Source organism: Streptococcus porcorum (assembly GCF_053203725.1).
In genome coordinates this window covers 1-13,060 of record NZ_JBRUDG010000009.1, presented here as the reverse complement: position 1 = coordinate 13,060, position 13,060 = coordinate 1, and the positions used below count along the sequence as shown (strand labels likewise).

The 13,060-nt window shown below is 38.3% G+C and carries 13 protein-coding genes, 1 tRNA gene and 1 pseudogene; 1 reads left to right on the top strand and 14 read right to left on the bottom strand.

Going from position 1 to position 13,060, the window contains the following annotated elements; genetic code table 11:
- Positions 1–61: 61 nt before the first annotated feature.
- From ACVRWY_RS03680 to ACVRWY_RS03630, 11 genes and pseudogenes are all read right to left on the bottom strand, one after another.
- Positions 62–649, bottom strand: coding sequence for a GNAT family N-acetyltransferase (locus ACVRWY_RS03680; RefSeq protein ID WP_354368173.1), 588 nt, complete (start codon positions 647–649; stop codon positions 62–64).
- 310 nt (positions 650–959) lie between these two features.
- The gene (locus ACVRWY_RS03675; protein ID WP_354368175.1) at positions 960–2,066 is read right to left on the bottom strand and encodes a DUF6287 domain-containing protein; all 1,107 of its coding nucleotides are present in this window, start codon (positions 2,064–2,066) and stop codon (positions 960–962) included.
- A 56-nt stretch (positions 2,067–2,122) separates the two neighbouring features.
- A complete protein-coding gene (locus tag ACVRWY_RS03670) occupies positions 2,123–2,458 on the bottom strand; it encodes a helix-hairpin-helix domain-containing protein (protein WP_354368177.1) in 336 nt (111 codons plus the stop codon).
- Between the two features lie 29 nt (positions 2,459–2,487).
- Complete coding sequence (locus ACVRWY_RS03665; RefSeq protein WP_354368179.1) at positions 2,488–2,742, bottom strand: DUF1912 family protein; 255 nt, start codon at positions 2,740–2,742, stop codon at positions 2,488–2,490.
- A 144-nt stretch (positions 2,743–2,886) separates the two neighbouring features.
- Positions 2,887–2,957: transfer RNA gene (locus tag ACVRWY_RS03660), tRNA-Thr, on the bottom strand.
- A 139-nt stretch (positions 2,958–3,096) separates the two neighbouring features.
- Positions 3,097–4,098: an aldose epimerase family protein gene (locus ACVRWY_RS03655; RefSeq protein WP_354368181.1), complete on the bottom strand. Its 1,002-nt coding sequence runs from the start codon at positions 4,096–4,098 to the stop codon at positions 3,097–3,099.
- A gap of 190 nt (positions 4,099–4,288) precedes the next feature.
- Positions 4,289–4,690: a PTS sugar transporter subunit IIA gene (locus tag ACVRWY_RS03650; protein ID WP_354368183.1), complete on the bottom strand. Its 402-nt coding sequence runs from the start codon at positions 4,688–4,690 to the stop codon at positions 4,289–4,291.
- An 11-nt stretch (positions 4,691–4,701) separates the two neighbouring features.
- Positions 4,702–5,532: a PTS system mannose/fructose/sorbose family transporter subunit IID gene (locus ACVRWY_RS03645; protein WP_354368185.1), complete on the bottom strand. Its 831-nt coding sequence runs from the start codon at positions 5,530–5,532 to the stop codon at positions 4,702–4,704.
- Positions 5,513–6,406 (bottom strand): annotated as a pseudogene (locus tag ACVRWY_RS03640) (PTS mannose/fructose/sorbose/N-acetylgalactosamine transporter subunit IIC). Before ACVRWY_RS03640 ends, ACVRWY_RS03645 begins: the two are co-directional and overlap by 20 nt.
- 33 nt (positions 6,407–6,439) lie before the next feature.
- Positions 6,440–6,919, bottom strand: coding sequence for a PTS sugar transporter subunit IIB (locus ACVRWY_RS03635; RefSeq protein WP_354368187.1), 480 nt, complete (start codon positions 6,917–6,919; stop codon positions 6,440–6,442).
- Positions 6,920–6,929: 10 nt separating this feature from the next.
- Entirely contained in the window at positions 6,930–8,702 is a 1,773-nt protein-coding gene (locus ACVRWY_RS03630) for a glycoside hydrolase family 35 protein (RefSeq protein ID WP_354368189.1), read from the bottom strand.
- A 161-nt stretch (positions 8,703–8,863) separates the two neighbouring features.
- Between ACVRWY_RS03630 and agaR the strand changes: the two genes are divergently transcribed.
- Positions 8,864–9,571 (top strand): transcriptional regulator AgaR, encoded by a 708-nt coding sequence (gene agaR, locus ACVRWY_RS03625; RefSeq protein WP_354368191.1) that lies wholly within the window; start codon positions 8,864–8,866, stop codon positions 9,569–9,571.
- A 306-nt stretch (positions 9,572–9,877) separates the two neighbouring features.
- Here the strand turns inward: agaR and lacD are convergent, their stop codons facing one another.
- From lacD to ACVRWY_RS03610, 3 genes are read right to left on the bottom strand one after another with little or no spacing between them, the layout of a single operon-like run.
- A complete protein-coding gene (gene lacD / locus ACVRWY_RS03620) occupies positions 9,878–10,858 on the bottom strand; it encodes a tagatose-bisphosphate aldolase (protein ID WP_354368193.1) in 981 nt (326 codons plus the stop codon).
- Between the two features lie 10 nt (positions 10,859–10,868).
- Positions 10,869–12,044, bottom strand: a complete 1,176-nt coding sequence (locus ACVRWY_RS03615; protein ID WP_354368194.1) for an SIS domain-containing protein — start codon at positions 12,042–12,044, stop codon at positions 10,869–10,871.
- A 26-nt stretch (positions 12,045–12,070) separates the two neighbouring features.
- Positions 12,071–12,808: a GntR family transcriptional regulator gene (locus ACVRWY_RS03610; protein WP_354368195.1), complete on the bottom strand. Its 738-nt coding sequence runs from the start codon at positions 12,806–12,808 to the stop codon at positions 12,071–12,073.
- Between the last annotated feature and the right edge of the window lie 252 nt (positions 12,809–13,060).

The following is a 13,060-nucleotide window of genomic DNA, read 5'->3' as shown; positions in this document are numbered from 1 at the left end:
CCACCAACTCAACCTTAATCCGACCTGGTTCTTCTGGATAAAAGTTCTCATTTTTCTAGTTTTATCTTGACTCTTTCATCTTCTCCCACTCACTTTTTAGCAGACCGTATCGTAAATCATGACAGCGATTGCCTTGAATATCTCTTCGATCACGAATGCTAGCTTCCAGAGTAAAACCGAGTTTTTCAGCGATACGTCTGCTTTGTCTATTGTAGTCATAGCAAACAATTTCGACTTTATGAAGGTTAAGAAGTGTAAATCCAACCTCAATTAATGCCTCTACAGCTTCTGCCATGATGCCTTTCCCCCAATAATCTGGATGGAGCATGTAGCCAATTTCAAAGACATCATCTTCATGACGGTGATTGAAATCGCAAGAGCCAATAATGCGGTCGTTCCCCTTGACTGTTATACCATAGCCTGATGGCAGATTTTCTTTCTCAAGATTTTGGTAGTAGTGATTTTCAAAATAATCATACTCGTCTTCCAAGGTTGCAATGAGTGGCAGACCAGCTGGATAAGCCACATTTTCTAAGCTAACGTAAGCAAACATATCTGGCACATCATCTATCGTCCGCTGACGCAAGATGAGACGTTCCGTCTCCACAGCTGGTAACATATTATCTTTTAGTTCTCCAATGACTTTCATCCTTATCTCCTTACTATAATACTCATAAAGCATCAAAAATCCCCGTCTAGACTTGCTAGACAGGGACGAAGTTGATTTCCGCGGTACCACCCTTGTTCAGATAGATTATCTGCACTTTATCTATTCGATTCAAAACATCAGCAACCAGTTTTGACATTTGTGCGGATTTCTCAGTACCACCGCTTCCTGTGACAAATGGAGTCCAAAACACCTCTGAATGCTATTATTGTAGCAAATAAGACAGGCAAGTGCAAGAAATTTACTGGATTTCTCAAACTCTCTCACCTGCTTTAAACCAATCTGTTGGCCCTTACTCTATCAGACCACCAAAGTCCTTTATCAGCAAACCTGTTGCTGTTTTTTCAAAAACGTAATGTCGATTGGAGTGACCTGTTGCTGGTGAACGACCATCAGTATAAGAAGTGATAGTGGTATAGGAAATATCGCAAGTGACTGTATTTCCTGATACTTGAATATTGGAGATACTATCGGTTGTGGAGTCATAACGCGCAATCCCCTCATTTGCTGAATCATTGACCACCCAATCAACTGTAATACGATGACTTTCAGATCCCTTTACAAAATTATCAGCAATCGCATCTGTACGCGTTGCCAATGAGCGATTGATATCCTTACGGTACTGATTTACCCGCTCTTTAATCTGAGCCTCTACGCCTTCTACTGATGCATCTTGCTTGTCACTTTTTTCATCAGCCCTGTAATAAAATGAACCATACATTTCAGACATCACAAGAACACGATCCTTAGTTGTATCATCCTGATTTGAAATCTGTGCACCAGCTAAATCAATGGTTGGAGTGCCAGCAGGAAAAAAGAAGTAAGCCATGCGACTGGTTCTCACACCAGTTTCTGTTACGATGTATTCAACATAACCATCTTCATGTTGCATAACCTCCACATCACCCACCAGCTTATCCGTCAACTTCAGAGTATCTTGACCATTAGTCCACTCCCCCTGAACACTCCTTAAATCTCTCTTATAAAGCGCTTCTATATCCATTTTATTGGATGTCGTTTCTGTGGTTTTAGCAGTTGTTGAAGTAGAGCTTGAACTTGAAGTGGAACTTGTGGACGTGGCTTTAGCGGTTGTTGAAGCAGAGCTTGAACGTGAAGTGGAGCTTGTGGAGGTAGTTTTTGAGGTACTTGTTGCTTCTTTCTGTTTTGAAGGGGTTACCTTGACAACCTTTACTTGCTCAGCATCTTGCAAAGCCTGCTTCAAACAAAAGCCACCTACTCCCAAAACAGCTATCCCAAGTCCTAAAAAAAGGCGTTTAGACAATAGGTTACGAGAGGTTACTTCCACACGTCCCTCTTGAATAGCTTGATGCAATTCAGCTGGAGAGGGTTTGCGCCCATGAACTTTTTTAAATTGTTTGATAAAGTCTTGTTGATTCATGTCTTGTCCATTAATTATCCAGTATTATTGTTAAGTGATTTTAGGGACGGTGTTTCTTAGGCTTTAAAGTCAATCCCTTTTTCTTTTAACTGTTTAATAGTTGCTGGACCAATCCCTTTTAAAGCTAGCAACTCTTTTTCAGTCCAAGTTGCAAATGCTTCTAAAGAAGTAATTCCTTCTTCATAAAACGTTTTCAAACGTGCTTCTGGCAGACCTGCTAGTTCTTTGATGTTAGAGAAAGCTTCAAAACTTGTAGTAATCGTAGAAGCTACTTTTTGAGGTGCTTCTTCAACTGCCTTCACCACGCGCTCAATCTTCTGACCTGCTTTTCTTCTAAGATCTGCTGCTTCTTTTCGTAATGCTTTTTTACGGTTTACTGTTTTCTTAGCCATTATAATCCTAAATTCTCTCTTTCTGGTTTTTAATAGGGACGGGTTCCAAATAAATCATCTGGTAAATCATGAAAACTTTTGCCATCATGATAATTGGCAAACTTAGTGGTTAGAAACTGATAAGCATCCAGACGACTTTCATAACGAATAACAGCCTCTTTGGCACGCTCATCTTGACTTTCTTCCCACACAGCCTGACTTTGTTCCATGGCCATTTTATTGATCATGACCTGTTGGCTTACCCATTCTTCAAACTCTTTTAAAAACTCTTGTTCGTAAGACACACTTTTCTCCTCTTCTCACAAGTTACAATCTTACTTATTATAGCTCAAAAAAGCCTAGACTTCAAGGATATTGCCAGTATTTCTTCAAAGCTAATCTATTTAAAATAAAAAAACCTAAACGATAGGTTTCTCTCTGTTTCTTGATGCCACCACCGAGAATTGAACTCGGAACTGAGCATTACCATTGCTCTATTATACCATTTAACTATAGCGGCTACCTTTTTATATTACTATAGTTTTTTATAAAATGCAAGAACATTTTTACTCTCACTTCAAAACAATAGACTGTGCCCCATCCTGATCTTTTCCTGTCAGTCACATGATCAAGATTTCGGTCACAGTCTTTTATAATCCTTAAAAGTCAAAATGATAAGTGGTCTGACTAGAATAAAGCCTGTTAGCTTCAAGTAAAATATGACCAAACTGTTTTTCTTTTACTGTGTTAGGGACAGCTTGAGCCTCTAAACTAAAAGCAGAATGCTTCTCCTTGTTTTTGCCATGGTTATAGGTATAAATCACCACTGCAGGTTGATCTGTTGTCATGGTTAAGCAAATTTTCTCATCAGGACTCTTAACCTGGACTGGCACATCATAATCTGCCAATAACCAAGCATGATCATACCCCCCTACCATTTTAACTTGTGGATGACGTGAATGAAAACCAGAAGCAAATTCCTGATAATCTCTAAAATCAAATGGACTATAGAGAACTGGTAACAATTCTCCTGTTGGCAAATGATCCTCTCCTAATTCGGCTACATAATCAGAAGCAATTTTAACCAGATGATGTTCGACAGAATGATTAAAATGGCCTGTTAGATTAAAATAAACGTGATTGGTCGGATTAAAATAAGTATCCTCTGTGGATTTTGCTTCGTAGGTAATCCTTAAAGTATCGTCCTCATCCAAATGATAAGTAATCATCACCCAAAGCTTTCCTGGAAATCCCTTATAGTTTTCCTCGAAATTGTGACTAAAACTTACACTATTATCCACAGTATTAATAAAATAATCCCAATAAATTACCTCATAACTATTTCTTCCCCCATGAAGCGTGTTTTGTCCATCATTTTGGTCTAAATAATAGTTTTTTCCCGACAACTCAACAAAACCATCTCTAATACGCCCTGCAACAGGACCAATACTAGCCCCAACATAACTATCATGTTCCTTATAAGCTTCATCAGAAGAATAACTTTTAATAACTTGTCGCTCCCCATCTTCTAAAGGAAGGGTTATTCCAACCAAACGAGCACCAAAATTACTAAGACTGACCGTCATCCCTCTACTATTTTTTAAGATCAATAACTTGGCTCTTTGTGAACCAAATGGTTTTACTTTAATTATCTTATCCATCGCTCCTCACCTCAATAAAAGGAGTGGAAAAATGTTGAAAATCACTTTATCTCACCCCTTTATCACTATAAGCAACCTGATTTTTCAAAAAAAGTAACTATCTTAACATCCACTAAATAATACTCTTTAGACCTCATCACTCCCTACTTTACCACTTAAATGGAAGTAGCTAGATTGCTCCAGCTACTTCTCACTCATCATCCTCATCAGCGACTAATAATAAATCGTTGACACGTTTGATGTTGCTGGTTCCATATTGAATAAGATCGACCTCTTGATCTAGTAGTATTCCGTTTAAAAAACCAATAACCATCGGCATATTCATCCCGACATAGAAATCAAAATTGCCCCCTTCAAGTAAGAGTTTTGAGACAACATTTGCTGGAGTTCCACCTAGCAAATCTGCCATGACGATAAATTGATCAAAATCTTTTGTCAATATTTCAAATTTTTTTCTAAAATCATCAGGACCTTCTTCTGGCAAAAGAGCTAGTGTGTGAACTTGATTTTGTGGTCCCATAATCATTTCCGTACTCTCTTTTAAGGCTTCACAAAACCGACCATGACTGATCAAAACCAATTGCTTTGTCATATGTCACTCTCCTATACTCCTAAAATAGGAACTTTTAGCCACCAAGATAGGAAGGATACTCCTACGGCTATTGCAATCACAATAAAGATCGCTTTAGTAGAAGTCATTCCTTTTTTACCAAGTAACCAGTAAATAAAGCCTGCAAAAAGAGCTGGTACCAGACGTGGGAAGATTTTATCCAGTGTTTCTTGAAGATTAAACACAACACCACCAAAATCTTGTGCATAAGTAAATTTAAAGTTAATCATGGTAGCAATCAAAGCGCCGACCATAAAGACCCCAAGAACAGATGCCGCATCTGTTAAAGCTGTCAAACGGTGTTGCATGGTTGTCACCAAGCTCACTCCTTCTTTATAGGCAAACTCTAATTGTTTCCAACGGAAAATATCATAAGCTACAGCCACTAAAATCCAAAGGAATATCCCAATCGGATTACCGTCTGTTGTTGCAAGACCAGCAGCCAAACCACCCATGATGGCAGGAATAGTTGATCCAAAAATAGAATCCCCAATCGCAGCAAATGGTCCCATCAAACCAGTCTTAATACCTGTGACAGCCTCTTTTGATTTTGTGCCTTCACTTTCTTCAAGAGCCAAGTCAATCCCTGTCACAATAGTATGGAAAAATGGCGAAGTATTAAAGAACTGAGTATGTAGGCGCATCATTTCTTGCAGCTCAGGAGTGCCATCTCCGTACATTTTTCTTAACTGTGGCAAAATCATATACAGATATCCTGAAGCTTGCATCCGTTCGTAGTTCCAGCCCCACTGGAAGGTGAAGAGACTACGGCGATTGATTTGATTAAAATCTGCTTTTGTTAATTTATAGTTCGTCATCTTCAATTTCCCCACTTTCTGACTGATTTGTTACAGTTGCCACAGTTGGTACATTGATTGCATTTTTATAACTAATAGCTGCTAGAGCAAAACCGATAACAGCAATTCCAATCATTAGAAGACCATTAAATTGAGCACCATCCAAAGCTTTTGCGATGTCTGCTACCACACCAACACCACCTGCTAAGGTGGTTACATAACCAAATAAGGTTGTCAACATAGCTGTGATGGTAAATCCAAGCGCCAAGTAAGCCAAGTTTTTCTTAACTGGAAGATAACGTAGTAAAATAGCAAAACCAACACCTGGAAGCATCTTACCAGCTAAAATCAATCCATCTGCTAACCATTGTGCATTATTAGCAATCCAATCGGATAAGGTTTTAACAGCATCCCCACCTAAAGTAAGGGCCAAAAATACAGGAAAGGCACGAGATAAAGCCCAAGGAATAGCTCCCAAAAGATAGTCACGTTCAATACCTTTATAGTTAAAGTTTTCAACATGTTTATCAATACGGTGTGCAAAATAAGTTGTTGAGAAGCGACCTAGAACATCTGTATAAACCATCAAAGCTGCAACAGGGACCGCAATGGCAGAAATAGCCAATTCTCTATCCATTCCAGTTGCAACAGAGAAGGCAGTCGCAAGAAGAGCACCTGATGTCGCATCAATACGTGATGGACCACCAAAGGTCCCTACACCAAGAACAACCAGTTGCAAAGCACCACCGATATAAAGACCTGTTTTTTAATCTCCCATGATTAAGCCGGTAATAAAACCTGCAAATACTGGAGAACCCGCTGACGATACAATAGTCAACTCATCCAAGATTTGATAAGCAGAGTAGAGCGTCAGCAATAAAATTTGCCACCATTGAATCATGATTTTCTCCTCCTCACACTATAAGATTTTGGATTATTTTCTAAGTAAAGGCATAAATTCCTCAACGGCATCACTTGGTACCATTTGAGCAATTAAATGAATTCCTTGTTTGTTAAGAGCTTCAAAAACTTCTATATCACGATCAACAACATTAATTGAACGTGTGATTGATCTAGTTTCTTCTGTCTGTGACATATTTCCTACATTGATTTCACTTAATGGCACACCATACTCAATCAAGCGAAGGAAACGATCTGGTTTTCTAGCCACAATTAACAAACGCTGTGAATCATATTTTCCTGCTAAAATATTTTGCGCTGCTTTTTCCACAGGAAGCACACTCAATTTCACACCCGCTGGCGTCGCTAATTTCAACCCGCTTTTTTCAATGTCATTTTGAGCGACCTCATCATCAATCACCATGATTCGACTAATTTGGAGTTTGGTTGTCCACAAATTTGCCACCTGACCATGAATCAGACGCCCATCAATACGTGCACCAATGATTGTCATAATGATCCCCTCACATCTCTTTATAAATTGGAGTTTTTACAAAATCAATCGCCTCTGCATATCGCCCTTCTGTCTCAAAAATCAGAACTGTATTAGCCCCTTTCCTAAAGAATTCTTTTGGAATATACAAGGATAAGGTAGGACCAATATCCCAAAAACGACCAATCAGATGATGATTTACCATCACGCAGCCTTTTCCAAATTGTGATACATCTAGATAAGTGGCTGAAGGCTCATCTAGATTAACCTGATAGCGATAGAGTCCTGCTACACCTTTTTTCCACTCTTTTGAAAAATCTAAATCTTTCCATTTTGAAAAATCTAAACCATAGTGTGTCCAATTGGTCACAAAATGCAAGTCCGCCATCATTCCCCGTCCTAGTCCTTTTCTTTGACTAGGTGCCAGCAACTTATGACCATAATTCACTCGCCCCATATTTTCAACTAAAATTTGGATGCTTAGGGTATCCGACAAAAGAGGAACCTCTATATCTCTACCAATTTCTTCTTGGTACTGTGTTGCCATTAGTTGACCATCTAAGTAGAGGTGAATTCGGTCTCTCGCATCAATAATTCTTAGTCGCTCCTCCTCCTTATCTTTTTTGATAGTTGTCTCATAAAGGATATACCCTTCATTTTGACCTAAATCTTCCATGTTTTGAGGGTAAAGACAATTGATCTGATAGCTTGCCAACTGATCTAAATTGTCCAACAAGGACATCTTGTCCTCTAAGGCAATCCCTTTTTTCTCCATAAAAGATTTTGTAAGTGGTTTATCAAACCATAAATTTGGATAACGTGCTTTCAAGGCCTCCTGTAAGGCAAAATATTTGGCCGTAGGATTGCCTGATTCATCCAATAGCGCATCATAATCATAAGAAGTAATTTGCGGTAAATCCGTCTGTCCTCGAGCAGAACAACCATTTTTAAAACCAAAATTAGTACCACCATGAAACATATAGAGGTTAATCGATCCAAGTTCTATCGCTTCCATGACAGCTTCAACCAGCTCTTTAGGATTTCGTCTAACAATTTCTTGCCCCCAGCGATTAAACCAGCCATCCCAAAACTCCATACACATCAGAGGCCATGTTTTCCCATTTTCATCGAAAAATGCTTGCATTTGGGCAAAATTTTTTTGGGCACTGGAGCCAAAATTCCCAGTCACCAAAATATCATCTTCAATTAAACTTCCTGCCCTTAAGGTAGCTCGCCAAGGACCATCTGATGTAAACAGCGGCTGACTTATCCCACCTTCAAGCAGCAAATCCCTAACCTTTTTTAGATAAGCTTTATCTTCCCCATAGGAGCCATACTCATTTTCTATTTGAAACATCAAAATATTACCACCATTATCTAACTGGTGTTTCACGAGCTTTGGCAGTAAAAAATCATAATACCTTGCTAGATAGGTTAAAAATTTTTCATCTGACGAACGAATCCGTATGCTTTTAGTCAAAAGCCAAGCTGGTAAACCGCCAAACTCCCATTCTGCACAAATATAAGGCGAAGGGCGTATAATCGCATATAAACCTAACTCTTGAGCTAAATCCAAGAAAGCCTCAAAATCTTTTTCACCACTGGCATCAAATACCCCTTCTCTCTCTTCATGAAAATTCCAAGGGATATAAGTTTCAACAGTATTAAAGCCTAAAGCTTTTAGATTATATAAGGAAGCATACCAATCAGCAGGGGGTATCCTAAAATAATGAATACTACCTGATAATATTTTAAAGGCCTTCCCATCTAATAAAAATTGATCTCTAACTTCAAATCGAGGCATAGTGACCTCCTTAAATAAAGTTACTCTGAAAACGTTTTCTTTTTATGTTGATATATTAACATATTTTAATGGTTATATCAAGTTTTTAGGTGCAGTTTCTCAAAAAATTTAGTATAATAAATGGTGAAATAAGCAGCCTGTTTAATTGAAAGGAGGTCATTATGGCAGAACCCAAATATCAAAAAATCAAAAATGATCTTCGCCAACAGATTATTTCTGAAAAATTTGAAAACGGAGATAAGTTTTATACTGAAGCAGAGCTAGTTGACATCTATGGCGTCAGCTCAATCACTGTTATCCGTGCCATCAAAGAACTGGTCTCAGATGGTTACCTTGTAAGAAAACAAGGTAAAGGAACCTTCATCTCTCGTGCTAGAAAAGGAAAGTTAGTAGAGTTTTCAGACATGGAGCTCTTTCCTATTGAAACCGATACAGTCACTGTCTTATCCATTCAAAAAGGAAATGACGCTGAATACTTAGAAAAGCTTGGGCTACCAAAAACAGAGTATTATTATAAAATTATCCGCCTACGCTATGCAGATGGCTCCCCTTACCTTTACCACCAATCCTATATTCCAAGATATTATATTCTAAACCCAGAGGCTGATCTTCAACATTTCAAGTCCATTTATCAACGCTTCAAACTAGATTTTAATATCCATATGTCCGAAGAGCCCTTTATTGAAACTAACCAAGTTGTCATACCTAGCCCAAAACCTGTTCAAGAAGCACTCAATTTATCCCCAACAGAAGCGAGTATCCTTCAAATCAAAAAAACACAATCATCTGTTACTCAAAGCATCCTTGAATACACAGAAACCTACAAACACTGGAAATATTATAAATTTGAAATTAAAGCAAACAGCTAAAAGAGGTTGGACCATCAGTCCAACCTCTTTATTTAGAATTCCTAATAACATCTTGACACAGTAGTTAACCTAGTGGACTGTTAGATAGGATTTGTAAAGCCAATCTCCTCAGTTCATGTTTTACACTTCCAATCTACCCTAACTACTGTTGCGAACAGAGAGGTCAAACCGTCAGAGTAAGGACTGTTTGAGCCAGGAAATAAAATAAGTCAAAGTAGTCTAGTAGAGGATTTTAGCACGAACTTACGTTTGGAAATAAGGGGATTAACCAATCGAGTTCTTCCCACTCCCTTAGCTATCTCACTATCAACTTAACTTATTCCACCAAGGATGTGCGGTTTCGACTAGCACCTCATTAAGAGCATTTATGTTAGATTTTCCTTGTTGTCTTAACCACTCTCTTGTCGCAAGCACACCATTTTGAACAAATGGTTCCACAGCATCCTTCCAAGTAGCCCGACCACACAAGACACCATTAAACTGAGAACTTGATGCGTGAGCAAGCCTTAGAGTGTCTTGGAAAAGTTGAGCTGACACTCCTGCACTTAAAAAGATAAATGGCAAATGGGTCGCATCTGACTGTTCTTTAAAATAAGCCATAGCTTCTGATTTTGTATAGACCACTTCTTCTCCGAAACCTTCCACATAGCGCATATCAACAGGAACTTCCACTTTTAACACATCCACTTTGTAATCAGCTTTTGAAAATTCTTTCATCATTTGAATGACTTTTCTTGGCTTATCAGCTGCAAATTCCTTAGATTGCTTATCTGATCCCTTTGCATCGTAAGATAATAATTCCAAGAAAAATGGCATATTTTCTGCCGCACATTCGCTCCCTAATCGCTCAACAAAGATATGTTTCACATTATTCACATAAGGATCATCATCAATATCATAGTAGAGCAAAAATTTGATAGCATCTGCACCTTGTTCCTTCAGATGAAGAACGGACCACTCTGGTAACAAATCTGGTAAACGGCCTGGGCGGCTAGTATCATACCCTGTTTTTTCATAAGCTAGCAAAAGCCCAGCTTCTTTATCTCTGATGTTTGCTGCCTCTAACCCATACTCAGGATCTAACAAAATAGAGGACGCATACGGTGTTAATTCTTCTGACACCAATCCTTTAAACTCTGATATGACTTCCTTACTCGGTTGATACCCAAATTGTTCAAACATTTTTTTCAAAGCGCCTCTTTGATCAATAGCCAGGGCTGAAATAATACCATCTTGTCGTGATACTGCCTCTAAACGTTGACGTTTTTCTTCACTTAATGTCCACATAAGCTACTCCTTATCTTCCATAGGGATGAATTCGAACACCTTTAACCACACGATTAACCGTACCGCTTACAGACGGCGTATCTGGTTTATTTTTTACCTTAATAGCACTTAACAGAGCAATAATCTGTGCAACCATAATACTAGGAAAGGCTAGATAGGCATCTCTTAATAGAGGCTCACTTCCTAAGTTAATCATTTGCCCAGAAAAATTTTCCCTCCCTTGTTGACCAATCGCTATCACCGATTTCGCGATATGATCTGCAGCAATTTCTTCTAAAATATCTAAATCATAATCTCTAGTATAAGTGTTATTATTTAAAAAACCAAACACCAAGGTTTTATCCGTAATAAAGGACTTGGGACCATGACGAAAGCCCATTGAAGAGTCAAAAATAGTTGCGACCTGACCAGCTGTCAACTCTAAAATTTTTAATTGTGCTTCTCTGGTTAAAAGAGAAAAACTTCCTGATCCAAGATAAACCAGTCGGTCAAATGTTCCATCTAATAAATCATTTATCTGTCTAACCTTATCCAAAACACCTCGTCCCATAGCAGACAAAACCGACACGAGAGATTCTTTTTCAGATAAATGATAACTTTGATCAAAAATCAACAAAGCCATTAACATCATACAGGTAAACGACCCTGTCATTGCAAAGCCAGCATCATTTGATTTTTCTGGCATTAAAAGTAACAGATTTTTTTCATCATCCACCGATTGCTTAGCCAACTCTCCATCTTGAGCACAAGTAATCGTTAGCTGATACAAATTAGGAACAATTGTTCGAGCTAAGTCCACTGCTGCTAAGCTTTCTGGGCTATTTCCACTTCGAGCAAAAGAAACCAGGAGCAAAACTTCATCCGAAAATAAATGATAATCTGGCGCAGAAACAAGCTCCGTTGTTCCAATACTCTCAAAGTCAAAATGTTTTCGGTCTCCAAATTTTCTAAGATAAGCAAAAATACTATCTCCAACATACTGAGATGTTCCCGCTCCTGTAAACAGTACACGAACTTTCTTACCATCTGATTGACAGATAACTTTTTCTAAAAACTGCTCAATCATTTGTTTTTTCTGTTGAAAAATAGTTAAAGTCTCCAACCACAATTCTGGCTGCTGACTAATTTCACGGGTGGTCACCTCAGCTCCTAAGCTAACTAGCTCTTCTTTTGACATCTGTAACATAAGCTACCTCCTAATAGGATAAAAAGCTAAGTCTTATCCCCTTGCCTTAAATGACTAATACGATAACGAAACTGATCTGCACGCGCAATACTAAAAGTGTATTCTATTAGTTGATTTTTATCCGTATAGGTCTTTCGTTGAAGATGAAGAACAGCTGATCCTAACGAAATCTTAAGCAAATCAGATTCCATCTCCATCGCTACACTGGCATAAAACTCCTCCTCAGCCACTCTAATCGTTTGCTTAAAATCTTCTGCAAAAATATCATATAAGGGCTTTTTCTCCAACATGCTTTTCGTTAAAGTTGAAAATTCCTTGTAAGGAAGGTAAGAGCGCTCTAGCATCATCTCAAGACCATCTGCCAAGCGTAGTCTTTCCAACTCCCAAGCTTCTTCTCCAACTTCCATGCCCATATCCTTAGCTAAATACGTATCTAGCGGTATTTTTCGAAAAGATAAAATCTTCGTTTGAGGGTCTTTACCGATTCGTTTCATTTGCTCCGTAAAACTATAGGCTGTGGATAAATCACATGCAGGTTCTACAATCTCTGATACAAATGTTCCCTTTCCTTGTTTTTTATAAATCACACCTCGCTTCTCTAAGTCTTGCAAAGCTAAGCGAACTGTCATTCGACTCACATCATATGCTTGGATCAATTCCCGTTCACTTTGCAATTTCTGATTAGGGGACATGGTCTCTCTAATTTTTGTCTCTAACGCTTTGACCAATTGGAGATAAAGCGGTATTTTTTTTACTTTTTCCATCCTATCACTTCTTTCAACTGGTTATAACCACATATAGTATATTATAATATTGAATTTTAGTCAAGAAAATAACCGTTTCCACTCCAACTAAAAAAGCTTATCCCAAAGGATAAACTTCAAAAATCGGCTCTATAATTTCTGTAGTGGGTAAGAACACCGTGGAAATTATGGAGCCTTTTTGAATATAGAAAAAGGTCCCATATGACCTATAATGAAAAGCGACGAAACTCACATTAGAAAGGGTTCATATGG